The 21346-nt window shown below is 60.1% G+C and carries 25 protein-coding genes; 19 read left to right on the forward strand and 6 right to left on the reverse strand.

The features are described from left to right. The first annotated feature begins 155 nt into the window (after window positions 1–155). From KCX59_RS02235 to KCX59_RS02260, 6 genes are all read left to right on the forward strand, one after another. Window positions 156–1157: an SIS domain-containing protein gene (locus KCX59_RS02235; protein WP_179016723.1), complete on the forward strand. Its 1002-nt coding sequence runs from the start codon at window positions 156–158 to the stop codon at window positions 1155–1157. An 81-nt stretch (window positions 1158–1238) separates the two neighbouring features. Beyond that, window positions 1239–2123, forward strand: coding sequence for a PfkB family carbohydrate kinase (locus tag KCX59_RS02240; protein WP_179016722.1), 885 nt, complete (start codon window positions 1239–1241; stop codon window positions 2121–2123). Window positions 2124–2197: 74 nt separating this feature from the next. Beyond that, window positions 2198–3304 (forward strand): LacI family DNA-binding transcriptional regulator, encoded by a 1107-nt coding sequence (locus tag KCX59_RS02245; RefSeq protein WP_179016721.1) that lies wholly within the window; start codon window positions 2198–2200, stop codon window positions 3302–3304. A gap of 212 nt (window positions 3305–3516) precedes the next feature. Continuing rightward, on the forward strand, window positions 3517–4839 hold the full coding sequence (locus KCX59_RS02250; protein ID WP_179016720.1) for an ABC transporter substrate-binding protein: 1323 nt from the start codon (window positions 3517–3519) through the stop codon (window positions 4837–4839). Between the two features lie 11 nt (window positions 4840–4850). Then, on the forward strand, window positions 4851–5822 hold the full coding sequence (locus KCX59_RS02255; RefSeq protein ID WP_178993482.1) for a carbohydrate ABC transporter permease: 972 nt from the start codon (window positions 4851–4853) through the stop codon (window positions 5820–5822). Continuing rightward, a complete protein-coding gene (locus KCX59_RS02260; protein ID WP_178993481.1) occupies window positions 5816–6652 on the forward strand; it encodes a carbohydrate ABC transporter permease in 837 nt (278 codons plus the stop codon). The genes KCX59_RS02255 and KCX59_RS02260 overlap by 7 nt, the downstream gene beginning before the upstream one ends. 76 nt (window positions 6653–6728) lie before the next feature. Here KCX59_RS02260 and KCX59_RS02265 read toward each other — a convergent pair whose 3' ends face one another. The 3 genes from KCX59_RS02265 to KCX59_RS02275 are packed head-to-tail and all read right to left on the reverse strand — an operon-like array spanning window position 6729 to window position 10062. Then, entirely contained in the window at window positions 6729–8096 is a 1368-nt protein-coding gene (locus tag KCX59_RS02265; RefSeq protein ID WP_179016719.1) for an ABC transporter substrate-binding protein, read from the reverse strand. A 59-nt stretch (window positions 8097–8155) separates the two neighbouring features. Continuing rightward, window positions 8156–9037: a carbohydrate ABC transporter permease gene (locus tag KCX59_RS02270; protein ID WP_179016718.1), complete on the reverse strand. Its 882-nt coding sequence runs from the start codon at window positions 9035–9037 to the stop codon at window positions 8156–8158. Next, a complete protein-coding gene (locus KCX59_RS02275; RefSeq protein ID WP_256871332.1) occupies window positions 9034–10062 on the reverse strand; it encodes a carbohydrate ABC transporter permease in 1029 nt (342 codons plus the stop codon). Before KCX59_RS02275 ends, KCX59_RS02270 begins: the two co-directional genes overlap by 4 nt. A 440-nt stretch (window positions 10063–10502) precedes the next feature. Here KCX59_RS02275 and KCX59_RS02280 point away from each other — a divergent pair, with 440 nt between their 5' ends. Then, window positions 10503–11249: an MgtC/SapB family protein gene (locus KCX59_RS02280; RefSeq protein ID WP_370629156.1), complete on the forward strand. Its 747-nt coding sequence runs from the start codon at window positions 10503–10505 to the stop codon at window positions 11247–11249. Between the two features lie 9 nt (window positions 11250–11258). Then, a complete protein-coding gene (locus KCX59_RS02285; RefSeq protein WP_179016717.1) occupies window positions 11259–12086 on the forward strand; it encodes a glycerophosphodiester phosphodiesterase in 828 nt (275 codons plus the stop codon). A gap of 26 nt (window positions 12087–12112) precedes the next feature. Here the strand turns inward: KCX59_RS02285 and KCX59_RS02290 are convergent, their stop codons facing one another. Together KCX59_RS02290 and KCX59_RS02295 are read right to left on the reverse strand one after the other, a co-directional pair. Then, the gene (locus KCX59_RS02290) at window positions 12113–12838 is read right to left on the reverse strand and encodes a hypothetical protein (RefSeq protein ID WP_434122607.1); all 726 of its coding nucleotides are present in this window, start codon (window positions 12836–12838) and stop codon (window positions 12113–12115) included. A 218-nt stretch (window positions 12839–13056) separates the two neighbouring features. After that, window positions 13057–13476 (reverse strand): DUF6318 family protein, encoded by a 420-nt coding sequence (locus tag KCX59_RS02295; RefSeq protein WP_434122666.1) that lies wholly within the window; start codon window positions 13474–13476, stop codon window positions 13057–13059. Window positions 13477–13905: 429 nt separating this feature from the next. On the opposite strand from KCX59_RS02295, the gene KCX59_RS02300 reads away from it, so the two are divergent. The 11 genes from KCX59_RS02300 to KCX59_RS02350 all read left to right on the forward strand — a co-directional run bounded on the left by KCX59_RS02300 (window position 13906) and on the right by KCX59_RS02350 (window position 20777). Beyond that, the gene (locus KCX59_RS02300) at window positions 13906–14442 is read left to right on the forward strand and encodes a hypothetical protein (RefSeq protein ID WP_179016493.1); all 537 of its coding nucleotides are present in this window, start codon (window positions 13906–13908) and stop codon (window positions 14440–14442) included. A gap of 92 nt (window positions 14443–14534) precedes the next feature. Next, window positions 14535–14981 (forward strand): Asp23/Gls24 family envelope stress response protein, encoded by a 447-nt coding sequence (locus KCX59_RS02305; RefSeq protein WP_179016492.1) that lies wholly within the window; start codon window positions 14535–14537, stop codon window positions 14979–14981. After that, on the forward strand, window positions 14978–15169 hold the full coding sequence (locus KCX59_RS02310) for a DUF2273 domain-containing protein (protein WP_026542624.1): 192 nt from the start codon (window positions 14978–14980) through the stop codon (window positions 15167–15169). Before KCX59_RS02305 ends, KCX59_RS02310 begins: the two co-directional genes overlap by 4 nt. Then, window positions 15166–15546, forward strand: coding sequence for a hypothetical protein (locus tag KCX59_RS02315; protein WP_054808722.1), 381 nt, complete (start codon window positions 15166–15168; stop codon window positions 15544–15546). Before KCX59_RS02310 ends, KCX59_RS02315 begins: the two co-directional genes overlap by 4 nt. A gap of 32 nt (window positions 15547–15578) precedes the next feature. Next, complete coding sequence (locus tag KCX59_RS02320) at window positions 15579–16190, forward strand: DUF6286 domain-containing protein (protein WP_218648804.1); 612 nt, start codon at window positions 15579–15581, stop codon at window positions 16188–16190. Further along, window positions 16187–16798, forward strand: coding sequence for a hypothetical protein (locus KCX59_RS02325; protein WP_091464875.1), 612 nt, complete (start codon window positions 16187–16189; stop codon window positions 16796–16798). The genes KCX59_RS02320 and KCX59_RS02325 overlap by 4 nt, the downstream gene beginning before the upstream one ends. Window positions 16799–16919: 121 nt before the next feature. Beyond that, complete coding sequence (locus KCX59_RS02330) at window positions 16920–17756, forward strand: DUF4397 domain-containing protein (protein WP_179016490.1); 837 nt, start codon at window positions 16920–16922, stop codon at window positions 17754–17756. Between the two features lie 124 nt (window positions 17757–17880). After that, on the forward strand, window positions 17881–18561 hold the full coding sequence (locus tag KCX59_RS02335) for a class F sortase (RefSeq protein ID WP_179016489.1): 681 nt from the start codon (window positions 17881–17883) through the stop codon (window positions 18559–18561). 16 nt (window positions 18562–18577) lie between these two features. Beyond that, window positions 18578–19192, forward strand: a complete 615-nt coding sequence (locus KCX59_RS02340; protein ID WP_014920569.1) for an RNA polymerase sigma factor — start codon at window positions 18578–18580, stop codon at window positions 19190–19192. Next, complete coding sequence (locus KCX59_RS02345; RefSeq protein WP_179016488.1) at window positions 19179–19970, forward strand: anti-sigma factor domain-containing protein; 792 nt, start codon at window positions 19179–19181, stop codon at window positions 19968–19970. The genes KCX59_RS02340 and KCX59_RS02345 overlap by 14 nt, the downstream gene beginning before the upstream one ends. 96 nt (window positions 19971–20066) lie before the next feature. Then, window positions 20067–20777 carry a DNA alkylation repair protein gene (locus KCX59_RS02350; protein WP_370629146.1) on the forward strand — a complete coding sequence of 237 codons (711 nt, stop codon included), beginning with the start codon at window positions 20067–20069 and terminating at the stop codon, window positions 20775–20777. A gap of 13 nt (window positions 20778–20790) precedes the next feature. On the opposite strand, the gene KCX59_RS02355 is transcribed toward KCX59_RS02350, so the two are convergent. Beyond that, entirely contained in the window at window positions 20791–21192 is a 402-nt protein-coding gene (locus tag KCX59_RS02355) for a helix-turn-helix domain-containing protein (protein WP_091464885.1), read from the reverse strand. Window positions 21193–21346: the final 154 nt, after the last annotated feature.

Here is a 21346-nt window from a genome sequence, read left to right on the forward strand (position 1 = left end):
TTCAGCACGCGGCAGCAACTCTCCCTCTCCCCAGAAAACAAACCCCACCCAATCTATTGACGCCCCCGATTCCCCATGACATCATGATGACCACATATTGATACCGGTATCAACATGTTTCAACTCTCTCAGGCGTCATATTGAAAGGACCACCCGTGCTTGGCTTCAAAGAAGAGGAATTCCTCACGCAGACCCGCAGCGCGCTGGCGTTGCAGGGGCAGATCGAATCGGTTGTTGACTCCATCCAGGAGCGGGAGCTGACCAACCTGTTCCTCATCGGCGCCGGCGGAACCTACGCCGCGATGCTGCCCTACGAGCACTTCATCCGGTCCCGCTCCACCCTGCCCGTCCGCGCGTCCATCGGCAAAGAGCTCATGCTCACGGATGACCCCACGTTCGGCCCCGGTTCCGTGGCCGTCTTTGCCTCCGTTTCGGGCACCACTGAAGACGTTATCGAGGCCATCGAGTTCGCGAAGGCCAAGGGCGCCTACACCGTAGGGTTCACAGGATTCGGAGATAGCCCGTTCGCCAAGGCCCTGGACGTTGCCCTGGTTACTGAACCCAAAACCTGGCCGTTCGACATTCCCATGATTCTCTTGAGCACCCGACTTCTCTCTGCGCGGGGCGAATTTGAAGGGTACGAAGAACTGGCGGCGGAACTAAAGACCGTTCCCGAAAGCTTGGTCGGCGTCGCCCGTCAAGCAGAGTCCGTGGCGGAAGCCTTTGCCGAGAAGAACAAGGACGCTGACTACCATTTCCTTGTCGGCACCGGAAACCTCTGGGGCCTCACCTACCTCTATTCCATGTGCATCCTGGAAGAGATGCAGTGGCTTCGCACAACCCGCGTGCACGGTGCAGAGTTCTTCCACGGCTCCCTGGAACTCATCGAAGAAGACACCAGCCTCATGCTGCTCCTGGGCGAGGATGAGACCCGCCCGCTGATGGACCGCGTGGCCAAGTTCGCCGAAAACTACAACAAGAACACCACTTTGCTGGACAGCAAGGACTACGAACTCCCGGGGGTTAGCCCACGATTCCGTGCACTTCTTGCCCCGCTGATTCTGGACACGGTTCTTGACCGTTTCAGCAAGCACCTCGAACGCGTCCGCAACCACTCCCTGGACCTGCGCCGTTACTACCGGGTGGTCGAATACTGACCAGCACGACGCCCGCAAAGGCATAAGGCCGCGCTGCGGGCCCGGTTCTGTCCGGGCCCGCAGCTTCGAGACAGGAAGAGCATGAAAGTAATCGGGTTCGGGGACAACATCGTGGACCGTTTTCTCGACCGCAAAGTGATGTACCCGGGGGGAAACTGCGTCAATGTCGCGGTCTTTGCCCGCCGGCTGGGCGTTGAGTCCGCCTACCTCGGCGTCTTTGGCTCGGATCCGCTGGGCGCTTTTGTCCGCGATGCCATTGATGCGGAGGGTGTTGATACCAGTCAGTGCATCATCCGCGATGGCCTCAACGGGGTCACCGAAATCAAAGTGGTGGACGGCGACCGGATCTTCCTGGGCTGGAACGAAGGCGGCGTCACCACGAGTCATCCCTTCGCGCTGGAGGATGAGCACCTGAAGTACCTGGCTTCAGCCGATCTGGTGCATTCGAGCGTCTATTCTGCGTCCGAGCCTCAGTTGCCTGCCGTTCGAAGCACAGGGACGCTTGTCAGTTTTGATTACTCGTCCGAGCCTGAGCGTCGAACAGACTCCTATTTGATGCAGACGGCGCCCTACGTGGACCTGGCGCTTTTGTCGTGCGGAAACATGACCGTTGCCGCCGTCGAAAATGACCTCAGGCGAGTACATGCGGCGGGCGTTGCGCTTGCGGTGGGGACACGCGGCCAGTCAGGCGCACTAATGTACGACGGCGAACGCTTCCTCACGCAGGCAGCGGCACCCACCGACCCGCTTCGGTTCGCAGACACCATGGGTTGCGGGGATGCCTTCCTGGCGGGACTCGTGGTCAGCCTGCTTGGCTCCGGCTGGAGCCGGGCGTACCGGCCGCCGGCCGACGCTTTGCAGAAAGCCCTGGCTCGTGGCGCGGAGTCGGCCGCGGCCCAGTGTTATGTGGAGGGCGCCTTTGGATACGGCAGGGCAGTCGAGGTAGCGGCCGGGCAGTCGCGGTAGCTACTAGGATCTGATGCAGAGACAAATCAACGGACGGAACCGCAAACGCGGATTCCACAACTGAAGGGGGCCGGATGGCGACGGATCATCAGAACCACCCGGCTGCCCCCACCATTACCGAAGTAGCAGCAGCTGCGGGAGTGGGGAGGGCCACGGTTGCCCGAACCCTGGGGAACTATGGTTCGGTCAGTGAAGCCACGCGTGCCAAGGTGATGCGGGCCGCCGAGAAATTGGGCTACCAGCCGAACACGCTGGCTCGAAGCATGACCACAGGGGTCACCAAAACCCTTGGAATTGTGCTGGCGGACGTGGCCAACCCGTTCTTCTCGGGCGTGCTCAAAGGCATCTCGGAAACGGCGAAAACGGCCGGCTATGACGCTATCATTCTGAGCACTGACGAGAAGCTTGAGCTGGAGCGCGATGCCATCGCTGTCTTGCTGGCAAAGCAAGTGGATGGCCTCGTTGTGGCCTCCGCGGCAGGCCGGAGCGACGACGTCTCGCATCTGTCCAATGCCATTGATCGCGGAACTCCTGTAGTGCTTATCGACCGTTTGGTGGACAAGCTGGAGACGGATTCGGTGGTCATCGACAACCGGGAAGCTGCGCGATCGGCCGTAGCCTCGCTCATTCACAACGGGCATCGGCGCATTGCGTTCGCGTGGGGGCCAGTGACCCTGAGCCCGGCGACGGACTTGAAACAAATGCACAGCATCCTGGATGAGGCCCTCTGGAGTGATGGCGAACGGTTGAGGGGTTACCTCGACGCGCTCGAAGAGGCCGGGATCCCCTTTGACACAGCTCTTATCACTCACGTCCTCAAGAACGAGGGCCAGGCGACGCGGGCTGTCAGCGGAATGCTGGCTTTGGCGGACCCGCCAACTGCCATTTTCACTACCGAGACTGAGGCGACGGTTGGGGCATTGCATTCGCTCCGCGCCAAAAACCTGCGCCTGCCAAAGGACGTCTCCCTGATCGGGTTCGACGACAGCCCTTGGGCTGCCGTCATGGAACCGCCGCTGACCATGATCCAGCAACCCATGCGCCAGATGGGGGCCGTTGCTTCCCAGCAGCTCATTGCCAGGATCGACGGCGATACGTCTGCCCCGAAGAAACACGTCCTGCCTTCCCTGCTCGTCGCCCGCTCCTCGGACGGCCCTGTGCGGGCTGCCCGCAGCGACTAGAAATTCCTCCTGTAAATTTCTCTAGCTCTCTTCCCCGCTGCCTCAAATCATGATTCACTGTGGTACCGGTATCACAAATTCCATACCAAGTCCCATCCCAGGAGTTACCCCTTCAGCCCGTTTCCGTGAAGCACATCCCAACGGCGGGCATGACTTCCCACTCCCAAGAGGAACCCCCCGGCTGATCGGCCCTTCGACCGAAAGAAGACATGATGCGTAAAAGCACCCAATCACTGATGGCATTGATGGCCGGCGCCGCTTTGGCGCTTACCGGCTGTTCCGACGGCGGTAGCCAACCGGCTGCTGTCCTGGACCCCAATGCTGAGCCACAGTACACAGGAACCCTCAGCATCCTCACGAAGTTTGGCGGAGACCCGCTGGAGCCGTACTTTGAGGACTTGGCTGCGGAGTACAAGAAGCAGCACCCGGAAGTGTCCTTCGATCTCATCCAGGAAACGGACCAGAGCATCAAGGACAAGACCAAGACGCTGACTGCGTCCCAGGCAATGCCTGACATCTACTTCACGTGGGCTGGCAGCTGGGCCAACAACTTCATTGATGGAGGACTCGCGGCAGATCTGACCCCGGTCATTGCCCCCGGCACAGAATGGGGGAACAACTTCGGCGAATCCGCACTGAAAGCATTTGCCAAAGACGGCAAGTACTTCGCGGTCCCGCTCTACAACAACGGCAAGTTCATGGGTTACAACCAGCGGATCTTCAAAGAACTCGGCCTGACACCGCCAACCACCTTCGATGAACTCATCTCATCGTGCTCCGTGCTCAAGGGAGCCGGCTACGAGCCGATCTCGTTCGGAAACAAGGACGGCTGGCCGGGGCTGCACTACCTGCAGCAACTTTTCGCCTACGAGGTGCCGGCCGAGACGCTGCAAGCAGACTTCAGCCCGGAAACGGCCAAGCTCGAGGACAAGGGTTACCTCAAGGCCATGGACCAGTTCACCACCCTGGTCAATGAGTGCACTGGTAGCGGCGAAGACTCCAACGGTGTTCTCTACACCACGGCGCAGCAGGCATTGGCTGAGGGGAAGTCAGGTATGTACTACCAGGAGATCCTGGAGTTCGACTCCACCGCATCTGCTGAGTCAAAGCTCAAGCAGGATGGATTGGGTATCTTCAAGCTTCCGGCGGCAACAGACGCCAAGGGCGATCCGAAAGCAATTGAAGGTTCCCCCGAGGGCTACATCATCAATGCGCGTTCCAAGAACGCCGCACTGGCAGCAGATTTCATGAAGTTTGCCACCAACAGCCAGAATGCTGCGAAACTCTCCGCTCCGCCGTATGGGCAGCCCAGCGCAGTCAAGGGCGCAGTTTCCACTGAAAATTCTTCCGGACCTGTCATCGAGGGCATCAAGCAAGTTAATGAAGCGTCCGCGGCGATAACCTGGCTGGACTCCGTAACTGTTCCCGCGGTGGCTGATGCCTGGCTCGCCGGCGGGGAGGCCTTGGTGGCCGGAACTCAGACCCCCGATCAGGTTCTTGCCTCCGTCCGAGCAGCTTCCAGTGCAGCTAAGTAGCAGGCGAAGCCATGACCGTTTCCGATACTGCCTGGAAGCCGGCGGCCCCGCCACCGGCGCCCGTTTCCACTAAGTCCCCGAAAGACCGGGCTGCCAAGTCTGCCCGAACACGCCGCTGGCGCAACGTTGTGTGGGTGCTGCCGGCTGTCCTGCTGCTGGGTGTGTTCGCCTACCTGCCCTTGGTGCAGAACCTTGGCTTCAGTTTCCTCAAGTGGGATATCTACAGTGGCCGCCAAACCTTTGTGGGGGCGGACAATTACGTCCGCATGTTCAACGACCCCATCTTCTGGAAGTCACTCCTTAACAACACGCTCTACGCGATCATCTCCATCGCATTCCAGGTGTTCGGGGCGATGATCCTCGCTGCGATGATCGAGGGACTACGAAGCCAACGTTGGAGGGGAATCCTTCGAGCCGTCTACTTTGTACCCTCCGCGATCTCTCTGACAGTCGCTGGTCTCTTGTTCTACTTCATCTACGAACCCGAGATGGGCATCCTGAACGCGTCCCTGGACTTCCTGGGCCTCGGAAACTTCACTCAGGCCTGGCTGGGGCAGGAAAACACAGCGATCTTTGCCATCATCGCAATGAGCCAGTGGCAAGGCTTCGGGTATTGCACGCTTCTCTTCTCGGTGGCACTCCAGCGGATCCCCTCGGAGCTGTATGAAGCAGCGTCCATCGACGGCGTGGGCCCCTTCCAGCGTTTCTTTTCGATTTCTTTGCCGCTCGTCAGGGAAATGACCGGCCTCATGATGATTGTCACGGTGTCCGGAGCCTTCCAAGTGTTCAACGAGGTCATGGTGATGACCAGCGGAGGACCGAACAATTCCAGCCAGGTCCTCGGCACCTGGCTCTACAGAAGCGGATTCGTCCGCAACGACTTTGGCTACGCGGCCGCCGTCGCCACTGCTGTTTTCATCATCACGCTGGTCCTGGCCGTCATTCAGCTTCGTATCTCCAAGAAAAGGAGGGTCCAATGGTGACGCGCTCAGCTGTACTGCTGGTACTCGGACGGGTCCTGATCAAAGCGTTCCTGGTTGCCCTCGCCGTCGTCGTTATTTACCCGTTGGTCTGGATGATGCTGAACGGCGTCAAGTCCAACTCCGAGCTGTTCTCCAATCCCTTCGCCCTGCCCGTTGCGTGGAAATGGGATAACTACGTCACTGCATGGAATCGGGGAGTGGGTGACTACCTGACTACCAGCGTTTTGGTCACGGTTGCTTCCACCGTTGCGACTGTATTCATCAGTGCTTGGGCAGCCTATGGACTGACCAGGGTGAACATCCCCTTTAACAGGGTGGTGCTCGTTCTCATCCTTGGCGGCCTCATGCTTGCTCCCACGGTTGCCCTGATCCCGCTGGTCAAGATGTTCCAGAGCTTGGGTCTCTACAACAATCTCTGGGCATTGCTGATTCTGTACACGGCGTTCCGTGTCCCGTTCACAACGTTCCTTATCCGGGCTTACATGATGGACCTGCCCGCAGAGGTGGATGAGGCAGCATCAGTGGACGGCGCTTCCAAAGCCCGGGCGTTCTGGCAGGTCATCTTGCCCATGTGCAAGCCGATCCTGGTTTCGACTGTCCTCCTCAACATCCTGTTTACGTGGAACGAGTACCTGTTTGCCATGGTCTTCACCAGCGGGGGAGCGTTGCAAACCCTGCCGGTTGGGCTGACGAATCTTATGTCCAAGCACGGCACGGACTACCCCGTGGTGTTCGCGGGCATGGCCATCGCCGCAATCCCAGTGATTGTGCTCTTCTTCGCCGGGCAGCGGTACTTTATCCGTGGACTTGCCGATGGAGTTGGTAAGTAGCTGGGGGTCGTCCTACCGCTACGCGAGCGTCGCACACCCTGATGGCGGCGACGCTCGCGCGGTACGTCACGCGATGCTAGGCCTTTAGTTTGGGCTTCACATCCTTGTTGTAGATACCTTCCAAGGTTCCTCTGAGCTCGGTCAGCGCCGACTTCACATCGGCTTTTTCGTTCATGATTTTGGTAGCAGCCTTGGCCAACTCCTGGTCTCCGCCGGGGAGGAACGTTCGCGCGAAGTCCTGGGTCCTGGTTACCTTGAGCTGGTCCACCACGGTTTGAAACTCCGGTGTCTGAGCAACAATCGACGAGATATCTGCTGCCGCAGCCACCGGAAGGTACCCGGTAGCTGCAGACAAAGCCGTTGTGCTTTGCGCGTTGGTCACAAAGGTCACAAATTTGGCGGCTGCCAGCTGACGTTCCGGTGAAGTCTTGCTGGCCACCACCAAGCCTGAGCCCCCGGTTGGGCAAACTTGCGTACTCGCGACGGAGCCTCCCGGCAAGAATCCGACGCCGATCCTCATGTTTGCTTCCTTCGCCGCCTTTAAGGTGGCAGCCAGGTCTGCGGACGAGCTGATGGTGGCACTTACCGCCCCTGCCTGCAGGTCCGTGATGGCGTTCTTGGACGAGACTCCCGCCCAGCCCTGTTTCACAATGGAATCCTGCACCCACTGCATTGCAGCGACTGACGCCTCGGAATCAGCCGTAATGTCCCATTCCTTTGACCAGCTGCCGCCTTGTCCCCAGAGAACGTTCTGCAACGTCCACCCGGCATAACCCGCGATCGCCGGGTATTGATAGGCGTTCTGGTAGCCGGAGCCCGACGAGTTTGCCGCCTTGATTCCAGGCGCCCACTCGGCGAACTCCTCCCAGGTTGCGGGTGCGCGTTCAGGCACGCCCGCAGCCTTGAAGTGGTCCTTGTTGAAGTAGAACAACGGGGTGGAGCGGGCATACGGGACGGCCCATTGCTGGTTAGCGTGTTTGTAATCGCCGATCAGGCCGGGGTTGTAGTCGGAAGTGCTCACACCGACGGCTTTCAGGAGATCGTCAATTGGCAGGATGGCCCCGGAGACGGCGTACCGGAACCACCACACGTCAGAAGCGACAACGACGTCCGGTACTTCACTGCCTGCCTGGGCGGTTTGGAACTTTTGTGCCACTTCCTCGTAGTTTGAGCCGCCCGTGATGAGGTTGACGGTGATGCCCGGGTTTGCTGACTGGAAGGCTTCAATCAGCTTCATTTCCGTGTCCCGGGATTTCCCGGGGTGGCTGGACATAAAGCTGATACTTGAGGCCGGCTTGATCTTGGACCATTCGTCCGGGGAGAGAGTCTTGAGCGCCGTGCCGGCACCGTCGGTGGAGGGGCCTGCGCACGCTGCCATAGCGGCGGCGCCGATAGTGGCTCCGGCCAAACCGAGGAAGTGCTTTCGGGTAAGTGATATCGACATGGAAAAGCTGCCTTTCTAGTGGTCGAAGTGCATTGAGCAGAACTTCGATGTGGTGGGCTTCAGCCTGTGACTGAGCCTTGAGTGAGGCCGGAGACGATGTAACGCTGCAATGCAGCAAAGATGACCAGAATCGGCAGGAGGACGATCACGGCGCCGGCCATGAGCATGCCCCAGTTCTGAGTGCTGCCATCACTATTGACGAGCTGTGTCAGCCCGACGGGAAGGGTCATCATGTCCGGATGGTCCGTGACGATGAGCGGCCAGATGTACTCGTTCCACTCGGAAACGATTGTTACCAAAGCAACGGTCGCGATGCTTGGCACCGACACGGGTACAACAATCTTCCAGAGCTTTCGCCAGTGTCCCGCGCCGTCGATTTCCGCCGACTCCATGATTGCCTGAGGCAGGGTAAGGAAGTGCTGCCGCAGGAGGAAGGTGCCGAAGGCGGTTCCCAGGCCGGGAAGGATGATCCCCCAATAGGTATTCAGGCCTCCCATTCCAGCTATCAACACATAGTTGGGAAGAACCGAAACCTGCGGTGGGACCATCAGCGCCACCAGGATCAGCAGGAAGATGACCCTCTTGAACGGGAATCGGACAAAGACCAGGGCATAGGCCGTAAATACGGCCAGGATGCATTTGATCGTGGACCCAACAACGGTAACGATGACGCTGTTGAGGAAGAACCGGGCGAACGGCACGGTGGACGCTGCGTCCGCATAATTCTGCAGGTTCGGGTCTTTTGGGAGCAGGGTCAGGTTTGTTGTGACTATTTCCCCGGGCGCCTTCAATGACGACAGCATCATCCACAGGAGAGGAACGAAAACAACGAGCGTTGCCAGAACGAGTGGAACGTAACCTCCCGCGATGGTCCTGCCCAGGTTTTGCCAGGAGAGCGGACGGTCGCGGGTGGGAGGAGCTTCAGCGGTATCGGTGCTCATGAGTAGTGAACCTTTCGCTCCACAAACCGCAACTGCACGGCTGTCATGATGAGCAGGCCCACGAACAAAACAACGGAGATAGCCGCCGAGTATCCCGCCCGGTTGTAGGAACCGAACGCTTGAAGGTAGGAATCGAAGATCAAAGTGCTGGTTCCGTTGCCTGACGGAGTCATGATCCGAATGATGTCGAACGCCTGCAGGGAGCTTAGTAATGAGGTGATCAGGAGGAAGAACGTGGTGGGGGACAGCAGGGGAACCACAATCGACACGAAGCGCCGGACATTGCTGGCACCGTCCAAGGCCGCTGCTTCCATGAGCTGCGGGGGAATGGACTGCAGGCCGGCCAGATACACCACAGCGCAGTAGCCGAGGTTTTTCCAGACATAAACGATGATGACCATGACAAGAGCAAGCTTCGGATCATTTACCCATTGCGGACTTGCCTGCCCCACACCGCGAAGGATCCAGGAAAGGACGCCGTACGTCGGATCGAAGATGAACAGCCACACCAAGCCGACGCCCACGCCTGAAAGGACGTAGGGGGCGAAGACCACAGCCCTTGCAAAGGTCCTGCCCTTGAGTCTCTGATTGAGCGCAAGCGCCACCAGAAGACCCAGAATCATGGCGCCACCAACAGTCGTGATGGTAAATACGGCGGTGACGCCCAAGACGCTTGAAGCATCCGGAGAGGTGAAGAACTCCACGTAATTGCCTACACCCACGGCAGTGGCACTGGCGGACCCTAGGGTCCAGTCCAGGGTGGAGTAGTAGATGTTCGTGATGAGCGGACGGTAAGTGAATAGAAGGATGAACAGGACATTGGGTGCCGCAAATGCAGCAAATACCCAGGCGTCCCTTTGCGTTCTTCGATTCCAGCGTCGCCTCTTGATACCGGCTATTGGCGGTCTGTTGACCGACCCCCGGCTTGATTCAGCACCGTGGCTTTCCGGGTGAACCCGTTCATGCATTCCACCCGGCGCCGTAGAGGCGGCGACCGGTGCGCCATTTGTGTTTGATCTGCCCATAGAGAACCCTCACGTTGACCCCCTCGTCATCGCTGTCCGGGCGATTTAGCACTTGCTGAAAAGCGTTTGTTTCATATTTGACCTGACAACTTAACCTCAGGTCATTGCTCAACCTACACACTTACGAGAGGTATCACAAGACTCATTTTCGGAATTGTGGATATCGCCGATTCCGCTGCCAGCGCGGGGTTTCTGACCTCATACGAGCGCCGAAAATAGCATGTAGTTACATTCTGACAAAGCCTTGGGTGAAGATCTGCACAAACGTGCAGATCCATTGACTGGAACGTCCACACGTTGGAAGCATTGCAGCCAGACCGGCTCACGCCGCGTTTGATTTTCGAACGGCTTCTGCCTGGAACATCCGCTATCGGACTGGGTCTTCCACTTGGACTACAGAAGAAGGGGGTCTTACCGAGTAACAGGAACAGGAGCATGAAGTGATCTTCAGCGCTGATACGCAGTGGTGGCATATGTGCTTGGCCTTGGCCGTGGCGCTTGTATTGTCCACCGCCATTGGATTTGAACGTCAAAGCAAAAACAAGTCGGCGGGTATGCGAACACACGCCATGGTGGGTTTGGGTGCTGCGCTGTTCATGGTGGTCAGCAAATATGGGTTCAGCGACGTGCTGACGGTGGATTTGGTGAGGTTGGATCCCTCCCGCCTGGCGGCACAGGTAGTGTCCGGCATTGGCTTCATCGGCGCTGGGCTTGTATTCGTGAGGCGAAATCAGGTGCGGGGCCTCACCACGGCCGCCTCCGTTTGGGTGACTGCAGCTGTCGGAACTGCCGCGGGAGCTGGCTTGGTGTTGCCCGCAGTGTTCGTTACTGCAGCCCATTTTGTCATCGTCTACGTCTACCCTGTGGTGACCGGGAAACTTCGCTTCGGCTTTCCGAGCCAGTGGCTGCTCAGAGTTAGCTACGTGGATGGGGTCGGCGCCCTGAGGGATGTTCTCCATACATGTACCGAGCAAGGATTTCGCGTTCAGGGCTTTGCCACCATGCGGGGTTCGGGAGAATCCAAGGGCGTGATGGACCGATTGATGCAAGGCTCGGAAACCGCTGTGGCTGACCTCGTTGAAATTGAGCTGGAAATTGAAGGAACCATGGCTGCATCGGACATCGTGGCCAAGCTCTCCCAGCTCTCCACTGTTACTGAAGTTTCCGTCGTTGACGAAGCCGAATAGGGAGCACAAGTGATTGAGATTCAAGGACATCGGGGCGTATTGGCCGATCGTCATGGCAACACCCTGGCGAGCTTCGTCGAGGCGCTCCGTCTTGGCGTCGACGCCATTGAAGTGGACGTCTGGCTCACTTCTGATGGCCAGCTTGCGCTGCGCCACGATGCGGTTATCGATGATAGGGACATCAGGCTTGAGAAGCTTCGTGAAGCCAAAGTAGAGAAGCACCCCGCGACGACAACCGACGTCGATATCGAAACCCGTGTGCCATCACTTTCTGAAACCTTGGCCCTTCTGCGTTTTGCCAATGCCAGTGGCGTCATTTTGGATATTGAGGTCAAAACTGAGGGGGCAGCTTGGGACGAGTACGGTCATGGGATTGTGACGGCGCTGTCCAAGGTCTTGGCGGCCCATCAAGATGAACAAGCTTTGCGGGTCAGGAGCTTTGATCCCCAAATCATCAAGGCAATGTCCGGCGTATTGCCGGGAGTCCCTTTGGTCGCGCTCAGCAGGGCAACCCCGTCCCGGTCTCCCGGACTCTACCCGTCGCCTGCTCAAGACCTGGTGGACGCGGCCTTGGCCACCGGAGCGTCCGCCGTTGCGCCGGCCGTTGGAATTCTCGACGCCGGTTTGGTCGCCATAGCGCATGCCGCTGGACTGAAGGTGTTTCCGTGGACATTGGAGACAGGCGAAGAGATCAGCGCCGCAGCTGGTCTTGGCGTGGATGGAATATGTGTGAATGACGTCGCCATGGCCCGGCGAGCTTTGACTGAGCTGGGCAAACCGCTTCCACCAGCCCGCCCGATATCGCTGCCTCTTCTGCACCCCGCTACCTCCGCCTGATCGGGCAGGAGCCGCTGGGCGCAATGTCACTGTGTTCCTGTGCCGGGGCAGCCCCAGGAGTTGGGGTTTTCCTGGCAGGTGTCGGCGACGAGTGCTTTTTCTGTTTTCCAGACTTGGATGGTTTTGGCGGGTGTGGTGATGTCCAGGGTTCCGTTGATGGGTAGTGGTGGTCCGTTGTTGACGGAGTAGGTGCCGGTGAAGCTGGTGGTGAGGGTGGCTTGGTAGTTGCCGGTGTTTGTGTAGGTGTGGCTGGTGCGTGTCTCGTTGTTGAGCCATTCGGCTTCGGGGATGGAGTAGCCGGCGGCGGGTGTTGGTCCGAGGTTGGTGCCGTCGCCGAAAGCGTAGGTGTAGTTGGCTGGCGTTGCGGTCAGGTGGACGGCTTGGCCGAGGATGGTGACGTCGAAGCCTTGTTCGCCGGTGGTGGCGTAGAAGTTGGTGGGTCCGCCTTTGAGGGTGTGGGGGAAGGGCTGGGCTTCGAGGCTTCCCGGGTTGACGGGAAGTTGTCGGAAGTCGTTCAAGATCCTGGCGGCGATGTTGGCCAGGACGTTTTCGGGCTGGGGGTCGTAGAGGCAGGTGGGTCCGCTGACAGCTGGGTAGTCGGTCCATGTGGGATTGGTGATGGACTTTGGTGCCTGTCGCCAGATCACAGGTGTGCCTTCTTCGCCTCCCGGTGTCTTGGCCGGGCATTCCATCGTGAGGCAACCCCTGTCGGGAGTGTCCGTTCCACCTGATCGGCAGTGCACGTCAGCCATGTACTGATTTGGATCCTCGGACTCGGGTGAGGTGCCGGATTTCGGCTCAGATTTACCTGTCTCTGGATTGAATACGAAAGTAGCTCCAACCTCTACCTGTCGTCCATGCCGATCAGCGCTGACGCGAGTGTCGTCGGCTTTTGCGGCGGCCGGTGCAAATGCGATAGGCAACAAAGCGAGAAGCAGGATGCCAAAACGAGGAATAAGATTCCGCACGGCTAGCCCACGATCGTTCCATAGTCGGTGACCTTCCAAGCGTTACTTAGATACTTAGCGAAGACGGCGTCGGCCGTATTGGTGGCGGCGGAGTCCTCCTGGCCTTTGGCGCCACCAGCATCGAAGTACTGGATTGCTTCCTGGATCACCTGCACCCTGGCTGAAAAGGTCGTACTCGGCGAATCATCCCAGGCGACCTCAATTACTGGGGTTGTCAGCCTGCCGCCAGCCATCCATCTGCCGTCGATGTGATTGAGATTCACGGACTTTTCGTGGGCGACCGCTACTGGAATTGTTGTATCGGTAATTTTCTGCCATGCAGCAAGATCGCCGGTTTCAATCGCGTAAGAGTATGTGGCATACCAGTACCCGATAAACGCCTCCAGCCCCGCTTTTGAATTCTCCTTCGCCAGCTCGGGCATAACAGGCACGGGGACATTCTGCGCTTTGCCTTGTGCATCAGCTGGCTTGTAAACGGCAGGCGCTGACGGAGTAGCCGAAGCCTCGGGAACTGAAGCGCTCGAGGCGGGCGGCGCCGTCGTCGTGCTTGTTTCCGTCGGTGAGCTGCTGGGTGTGGCACCGCCCTGGCAGCCGCTCAAAAGCATCGCAAGAGCGAGAGCCAAAACCGCTGGACGGGCGCGAACAAAAGACGAAGACATGAACGAGTGGCGTGGCATGACAGGCTCCCCAGCAGCGGTTTTGGTGGTGTGTCGGCCAGTCTAGGTGGGTCGAACAACCGCGTCCCAGTCAGGAATTCGGGGTTGTGGATAACCCGCCTATGGTCTCCGAATGTTCCCGGGCGTATTCTTGCCTCGCCGGCTTGTCATCGCATGCATCTTATTGGGGGAACCATGGTCACGATCGAACGCCCACACCTGTCCACGTCCGGGCGCCTGCTATCGGCTGCCCTGTTGATTGCCATGCTGACGCTCAGCGCCTGCTCTTTCCCGACGCCTGTTGCGCAGTCCACGCCCAGTGCGGCGTCGTCGTCGGAGGCGCCTGCCGCGGATGTGGGCGCAAGCGCGAATCCTGACGCAAGCGCGAGCCCCAATACAAGCACGAGCCCCGATGCGCCCACGGGAACGGGTGGTGTCTACGGCGAGTTCGGATCCCTGTCTGAGGCCTGTCTTTCGGTAAGCGCCACCATGCTGAGCGTCACCATCCTTCCGCTTGCGGCAATGGCTGGAGGCACGCCCGAGGACATCGAGAAGGCTAAACAGGAGTTGTCCCAAATGGAGGGCAAAGTGCCGGAAGAACTGAAGCCGGCCTTCGAGAAACTTAGGGCCTTCACGGAGGCTGCGGGCTCGGACTTCAGCAAATACGGCGACGGGCAGTTTGAAGAACTGATGAAGCCCATCCAGGACTGGACCGAGAAGAACTGTAAGTAGCCGCCACCGGGCACGCTCCCTTCACTCCGACGCTTCTCCCAAAGCGTCGGAGCTAGACGCTAGGGTGGTACTCAAGAGAAGGGGAGTGCTCCGTGGAAGACCAGAACGTGCAGCTTGATCCCGTGCCTGGGGGCGAAATCCTTGGTACCGGACGCACCATCATTTCCGAGGCGGCCGTCGCCAAAGTAGCGGGTATCGCTGCCCGCACAGTGCCCGGCGTCTACTCCTTGGGCTCGGCTCCGTCCCGCGCGCTGGGTGCCATTCGCGACGCCGTCGGCAGCTCGGACCACGCAGCAGGCGTCCGCGCCGAGGTGGGGGAGACGCAAGTGGCCGTGGACATCACGTTGGTTGCACTCTACGGTCACCCTTTGCACGGCGTCGCCAACCAGGTCCGGGCTGCGGTCTACCGGGCTGTGGAGGAACTGGTTGGCCTTCAGGTGATTGAGGTCAACATCGAGATCACTGATGTCTTCATTGCGCCGCCGGCCAAACCCGCGGGTAGCAAGACAGCGGTAGTGGAAAGGGAGGTTCTCCAATGAGCATGACCGTGGTGGGAATCGCTATCGGCGCTTTCGTGGCTTTCATGTCCTTCTCCTTCGGACTATGGGGCTTCCTGATCTCCCTGCTGTTCATGGGCATCGGCGCGCTGCTTGGCCGCGCGGCTGACGGCAAGCTGGATCTCCGCAGTGTGCTGGACGCCATTACGGGCCGGCGCTCTTCGTCATGAGCGTGGCTGAGGCTGTGGACTACACCACCAGCCTGGCCGGCCATAACCGGATCAGTACCCAGGCATTGACATCGTTGGCTCGGGCCGCTGCAGCGGAGGCGCTCGGCGTTGAGGCCCACGACATCCGGGCTGATTGGGCGGACGACGACGGACTGTTGGCTTTGTCCATCGTGGCACCTATCAGCGTCCCGGCTTTGACCGAGGTGTTGCGTGATCCGCAGCGTGTCCAAGGATTTGGAGGGTCCATCTGGGATCGTGCCGTGGCGGCCAAGGCTTTTGTTCTTGAAACGGTGACGCGGCTTAGCGGCTCCCAACTCAGCAGGGTGGATATCAGGATCAGTGGAGCGCACGTCACTGAGGGAGGCCGCGTCCAGTGACCCAGGATCAGGAAACACAACAATTGAAGTCAATGGACCCGAACGCGGGAGCCAGCCCGGTTGCCGGCGAAGACCCCGGGATGAGCCGTATCCTGCGCCGTGAGACGCATTCGTCCCGCGCTGGAGCGTCTGTTATCGCGGCCGTCCTGGTCATCGTTCTGTGTGTCTACGCACTGCTCGAAGCAGGTGTCCGCGCCATCGGGCAGCCACCCTGGCTGATCGATCCCACCACTGCCGCGGAGCGCATCATCGCACTCCCGGAAGGCATGTCACCCCTGCTGCTCGGTGCGAGTGGTGCCGTCATCGCCATGGTTGGGCTCTTCTTCCTCCTCCATGCTGTTCTGCCGGGCCGGCGCGCCCGCCACTTGCTCCGGGACCCGCGTACCGCCGTCGTGGTTGATGACGAAGTCCTGGCCTCTGCGTTGGCGCGTCGTGCACGAACTGCCGCGAACGTCACCCAGGAACAAGTCATGGTGGTTGTCTCGCGACAGATGGTTGTGGTGAACGTGCGGCCAACCTCGGGCAGCCGGGTCAGCGAAGAAGCCGTGCTTACTGCTGTGCAGGCTGAACTTGAAGAAATGTCGCCGGTGCCCATGCCTGTTGTCAAGGTGAACCTGGCTTCGTCGGGGGTGATCGGGGCGTGAACGGAACACCGCGGGCCCTCAACCGTGTACTGCTCTTCATCATCGGTGCGAAACTGCTGGCCGTCGGGCTGCTTCTCCTGCTGTTGGCCACCGTCCCGGCAGTGGCCACCTGGTGGCATGGTTGGTCGGCTTCTGTTTGGGCGGGCGCCGAAAATGCCTTCCGGCAAACGCACCTCCCAGGACGTGAAGAGAGCTGGCTGTGGATCGTGGCAGGCCTCATCCTGGTGGCCATCATCATCGCGATGATCGCTTGGTTGTCGCAGCAAGGCAAAGGCAGGGCCAACCTTCTGGTGGCCAGCGACGACGACAGCGACGTGGACGGTGAAGTCCGGATCGGCGGGGGCGTCGCCGAACAGGTGCTACGGGCCGCCTTATCTGAACGGACGGACCTCGCTGGTGCATCGGTGGCGACCCTGGAGGTAAAAGGCAAACCGGGCCTGCGCATTCGCATCCAACCGAGGCAAGGAGTGGCGCCTCATATCCTCGCGGCTGAAGTGTCTCAGCTCGTTGAAGCGCTGGACCTTGTGATCGGACAAAAGACCCCTGTGCTGGTGCACATGGTTTCCGGTGCCCGATCCAGGTTCACCAAAGCCGAAAGGGTCCGCTGACAAGACGGACACAGAGAAACATACAAAAAAATACAGCGCATCCGCATCCATGGCCTGCCTTGTTTCGGTAGTAGGGGTATCAGCAAAATCCCCGCACGTCGGGCCGATTGAGGAGAAGGATATGCGCAGCAGAATACTTACGGCAGGAGCAGGAGCCAGCGCCGCAGCACTGGCAGCAGCAATCGTCTTGGCTGTCCCCGCGCAGGCGGCGGAGGGTGACGCGCACCTGTCTGTACTTCACGGAGTGCCTGGGCTTACCGTTGACGTCTGGGTCAACGGAGCACGAACCCTGGACGACTTCACTCCCGGCACTCTGGCCGGGCCGTTGGCACTTCCGCCCGGTGCCTACGATGTGGCCATTACCGCCTCGGACGCCGCGGATGCCTCTGCCCCTGTTATCGGGCCGGTGACGGTGACCTTGGCGGCGAGCGGCAACTACACCGCCGTCGCCAACCTCGATGCGGCCGGGAAGCCAACCGCGAACTTCTTCACGAACGACGTCTCGCGCATCGATGCCGGCAAGGGCAAGCTGACGGTCCGGCACACGGCCGCGGCGCCAGCTGTGGATGTGCTTGCCGGCGGCACAGCCGTGGTGACCAACCTGGCCAACCCCGATGAGCAAACGCTCACCCTTGACCCGGGCACGATTTCGGCCGCAGTGGCCGCAGCGGGTACGACAGCACCTGTCATTGGCCCGGCCGATGTGACGGTGGCCGAAGGCACGCACACCATCGTCTATGCGTGGGGAAGCCTGACTGACAAGAACCTTCAACTAGCGGTGCAGACCATTGACGGGCTGCATTCGGCTCCCGGATCGGTACCAGGCGCCCTGGACGGCTCATCGGGCAGTGTCCCGACAGAACAGATGGTTATGGGCGGCGGACTCGCGGCGGCAACGTTGCTGCTGATCGTCGTGGGGCTTGGAAAGGTTCGCACTTTCGCCGCAAGGAAGTCTTAAGGCCAAGGCAACAGCATGACATAAGAGCGGAACAGGTCCTGGTCGTCCGATAACGACGGCCAGGACCCCGCATCAATCACGGCAGCTGGAGCATCCTGCCGTAGACCGCCAGGAAACAACCGTTATGACACCAAGTAAGCCGAGCCGAAGCCGCCGGATGGCGGCGCTCGCCGGGATGGCAGTGCTCGTTCTGACGGCATGCGGAACCGCGACACCGTCGACGGCCGGTAGTTCTTCCAGTGAGGCAAGCGGCCCGAACCCCAGTGAGCAGCAGACTCAACCGTCGCTGCCCCCTGCCGAGCCTTCCCGACCACCTGCCGAAGTCTCGCTGAAGGGCACAACTCCCATGCAGCCCGCGGCGGCTCCCCCTCCTGTGTCGCTCAAGGTGGCCGGAACGTCAATTGACATGGCCGTTATCCCCGTGGGGGTCGCGCCCGGTGGGGCAATGGAGATACCGGAGACCTTCTACCAGGCCGGATGGTACCGATTCGGATCCGCCCCTGGAGCCGCGGAAGGCAGAGCTGTCCTGGCCGGACACATCGACACCACCTCTGACCAAGCGCCGTTTTCCCAGCTGAAATCCTTGCCGGCCGGAACCTTGATAACCGTAGGGCGGGAGGGTGCTCCCGCACTCAACTATCGGGTTGTCTCCGTCACGCTGATGGCCAAGGACGCCTTTGACGGCGACTCGCTGTTCCGCCGGACCGGACCGCACGAACTCAAGGTGGTCACCTGCGGCGGCAGATGGCTGGACGAACGAATGGACTACAGCGACAATGTGATTGTCACCGCGGTCCTTGAATAAGCACCCCAACCCGGCCGTGGTCCTCGTCGCTGACGCCGGGAAGGAGTCTCCTTTGGTATCCCCAAACGAGGTTTCTTCCGAGTGGGACGATACGTTGACCGCCTCATTCATGGCGGGGGATGAGTCTGCACTTGTGGCTGCTTACAGGCAGTTTGCCCCGCTGGTTCACACGCTCGCTTTGAGGTCCTTGAGGGACCGTGCCGCGGCCGACGACGTCACCCAAGAGGTGTTTATCCGGGTGTGGCGTTCACGGGACACCTTCAACCCCGAGGTCGCGCGCCTGCCGGCATGGATAGTGGGCATTGCACGCCACGTCATTGCGGACGCCCACTCAGCGTCGAACCGGGAAGTTCGTAGAGTCCTTGCCGTCGCCCAGGTCCAAGACACCGGCGGCGGAGGTCCTACGGAGGGAGCTGTCGAGGTGCTGGCCGACAGGTTGCTCCTGGACGGCGAACTCGACCGGCTTGGTGAACCGCAGGGTGCCATCATGAAATTGGCATTCTATGAAGACCTGACGCATGAGCAGATTTCCCGCAGGCTTGAACTACCGCTTGGTACCGTCAAGAGCCACATTCGGCGCAGCTTGATCCACCTAAGAAGCAGACTGGAGGTTGACCATGCCGCACATTGATCCGGAAGAGTTGAGCCTCCTGGCGCTATACGGTGACTGGCTCGATGAGGAAGGCCGGCAGCACCTTAGCGGCTGCGATGCCTGCTCGGCGGAGTACGCCGCATTGCGCCGCGCCGTTGACGCCATGAAAACCACGCCGGACAGCAGCACCCTTGAGGTGCCTGGGCCCAGCGTGTGGAGTGGTATTCACCGGGAACTGGGTTTGTCGGACGCAATCCGGGAAGACCCCTTGGGCTCCGCAGCGGGCCCTACAACAGGAACAGAAACCAGCAAGCCCGGCATTAACGGTCCATCCGAACCAGAGCAACCAGCAGCACCACCCGCGGACATACGTTCCGCCAAGAAACGTCCCAAAGGCTGGCAACGCCGCGGGACCTGGCTGGCGGTCGCCGCAGCAGGTGCCTTGGTTATCGCCGGTGCAACCCTGTGGAACATCAACCAGGCGGCAACGCCGTTGGCACGAGCAGAGTTGTCGCCACTTGCCCAGCACACTGCTACAGGATCGGCGACAGTCCTCGAGTCCCCTGATGGAACGCGAACCCTGGAAGTGAAACTGAGCAAAGAAGAAGCGCAGGGCTACCAGGAGGTCTGGCTTATTGGCACGGACCTCACACGGCTGATCAGTCTGGGAATCATGAAGTCGGACTCAGGTACCTTCCCGCTTCCGGCGGACCTGAACCTGGCCGATTTCCCCATCGTCGACGTTTCGGATGAACCACTGGACGGAAATCCCGGCCACTCCAGCGTCAGCATCGTCAGGGGCTCGCTCAATTCCTGAGGACCCTTCACTGGTGTGAATCGCATTGGCGTGGGCTGACCTGGCGCTCTCAGTTGCGGGTAGCCTGAATCCCATACCGAAGGACAGGAGGCCCCAGTGGCTGGAACAACAGTGGCTTCAACATCTGCGCCTGACAAATCTCTGCTCGAGACCACCGTGGCCGGGCTTATGGCGGAACTGGCGGCACTGGAAGAACCCCGCGCCCGCGAGGTGAATGAGAAGCATGGTGATGACCATGGGGTAAACCTCAGCAAACTGCGCGCCGTCGCGAAGCGGCTGAAGACCCAGCAGGATCTCTCGCTGGAGCTCTGGGACACGGGTGACACCGCCGCCAGGTTGCTGGCACTCCTGATCTGCCGACCTAAGGCTTTTGAGCGGGCCGAATTGGACAGCATGCTGCGCGAAGCTCGGACTCCCAAAGTGCAGGACTGGCTGGTGAACTACGTCGTCAAGAAAAGCCCGCACTCTGAAGATTTGCGGGTGGCATGGTTCTCCGACCCCGATCCCGTGGTGGCAAGTGCCGGCTGGGCGCTGACCTCCGAACGAGTCGTCAAGAAGCCCGACGGGCTGAACCTCGTGCAACTGCTCGATGTTATCGAGGCCGACATGAAGGAAGCTCCGGACCGCCTCCAATGGGCCATGAACCACTGCCTGGCGCAGATAGGAATCGAGTTCCCGGAGCACCGGGCCAGAGCCTTGGACATCGGAGAGCGCTTGGAAGTGCTCAAGGACTACCCAACGCCGCCTAACTGCACGTCGCCGTTCGCGCCGGCCTGGATCAATGAGATGGTTCGGCGCAAAGGCTGACCATCCGCGAGGCTCAGCCCCTGTTCCGGTGCATCATCCGGTAGGTGAGCTCGGCAAGGAGCTCTTCGTCGGAGAGGTGCGAGGCCCGGGCAACGGGAGCGCTCGGAACGGAAACGCGGGGAGGGCCTGGGCGTGATTCCTCACCTGAGCGCATGTCATCAGGGGTGATCATGTCCGGTGCGAAGTTCGACTTACCTTTCAGGACCTCCGAAACGGATCCTGCCCTCCAGCCCAGGGCGTGCTCAAGCTTGCGTTGGTTGATCTCCTGCGTCCGGCGGGTCCCGGATTCCAGTGTTCGGACTGTCTTGATGGCAGTACCAGCCTGCTTGGCCAACTGAACCTGGCTCAGGCCTTGGGCCAGTCGTTCTTCTTTGATCAGGCGGCCGATAGTCTGCAGTGCTTCAAGTTCATCCACGATTCCCAGTTTTCCATAGGCAATAGTAGGCAATCAAATCAAGGGGCGGAATGCAGGGGTGGAGAGCCCTCTTGCCATAGCCTGCTCGACCCCCGAAGAGGACCTCTACGCACATAAGCGAAGGCTACTTGGTATCAATGCGGTTACTTTATGT

Origin of the sequence: Paenarthrobacter nitroguajacolicus, assembly GCF_051027655.1 — a bacterium.
Taxonomy (GTDB): domain Bacteria; phylum Actinomycetota; class Actinomycetes; order Actinomycetales; family Micrococcaceae; genus Arthrobacter; species Arthrobacter nitroguajacolicus.